The organism is Enteractinococcus helveticum (genome assembly GCF_001657475.1).
In the GTDB taxonomy this organism is placed as follows: domain Bacteria; phylum Actinomycetota; class Actinomycetes; order Actinomycetales; family Micrococcaceae; genus Yaniella; species Yaniella helvetica.
On record NZ_LXEY01000068.1, the window covers coordinates 1 to 793 of the forward strand.

Here is a 793-nt window from a genome sequence, read left to right on the forward strand (position 1 = left end):
TTCGAGCTGGGATGAGCCGCTGGCGGTGGGTGATCCGGCTTGGGCCGATGTGTGGATCATGCTGTTGGTCCACTGGGGTATCGTCATCGCCCTGGGCGTCATTCTCAAGCTGTTTGGCGTGCGCGGACCGTTAGAAAGTATGCTGCGCCGGGTTTCGAATTCGGTGGGCCGGTCGTCGTCCTAGTGTTGCTGGTACATGGTGATTGCATCCCGGAGGGCGGCTCGGGCGCGTTTGCGGTCACCGGCGGCATCGTAGGCTAAGCCCAGCCGGTACCAGCTGCGCCAGTTGTCCGGGTCTGCTTCAGTTTCAGCCCGATAGGTTTCGAACTCTTGGTCGGCGGCGTCGCGACCTATACGCCCCCGGGTGCGCGGCAGATTGTCTTCGGGCAGGAGTCCTTCGTCGTGGAGGATGCGCGCGAGTTTTTCGGTGTTCATACCAAAGCGCAGTTCACGCACCAGCGACCAGACCCCGAAGACCACGATGCCAACGACACACCAGCCGATAACGTTGGCGATCCAATTATTGGCAAGGATGAAAGCCAGCGCTGACCACAGGGCCAGAAAGACGAACAGCAGCGTCAGTGCGGTCAACAGACCAACGGCAATTTTAGTTTTCACGAAAGTTAGTCCAAATCCAAGTAAGCGTCGAGTCCATAAGCCAGACCGGGACGAGAGCCAACGGTGCGCAACCCGAGCAGGACGCCGGGCATATAGGATGCGCGGTCGAAGGCATCGTGGCGTAATACGAGTTGTTGTCCCGGGGTGCCCATGAGGACTTCTTGGTGTGCTTCCA

General features: G+C 59.5%; 3 protein-coding genes. 1 reads left to right on the forward strand and 2 read right to left on the reverse strand.

Annotated features, from left to right (window positions below; all coding sequences use genetic code 11):
* A partial coding sequence (locus A6F49_RS18135; RefSeq protein ID WP_043055275.1) for a hypothetical protein occupies positions 1-184 on the forward strand: 184 nt, incomplete at its 5' end.
* On the opposite strand, the gene A6F49_RS14520 is transcribed toward A6F49_RS18135, so the two are convergent.
* On the reverse strand, positions 181-618 hold the full coding sequence (locus tag A6F49_RS14520; RefSeq protein WP_043055276.1) for a tetratricopeptide repeat protein: 438 nt from the start codon (positions 616-618) through the stop codon (positions 181-183). The two genes, A6F49_RS18135 and A6F49_RS14520, sit on opposite strands and share 4 nt — an antisense overlap.
* Before the next feature lie 5 nt (positions 619-623).
* A partial coding sequence (locus tag A6F49_RS14525; protein ID WP_043055277.1) for a dihydrodipicolinate reductase C-terminal domain-containing protein occupies positions 624-793 on the reverse strand: 170 nt, incomplete at its 5' end.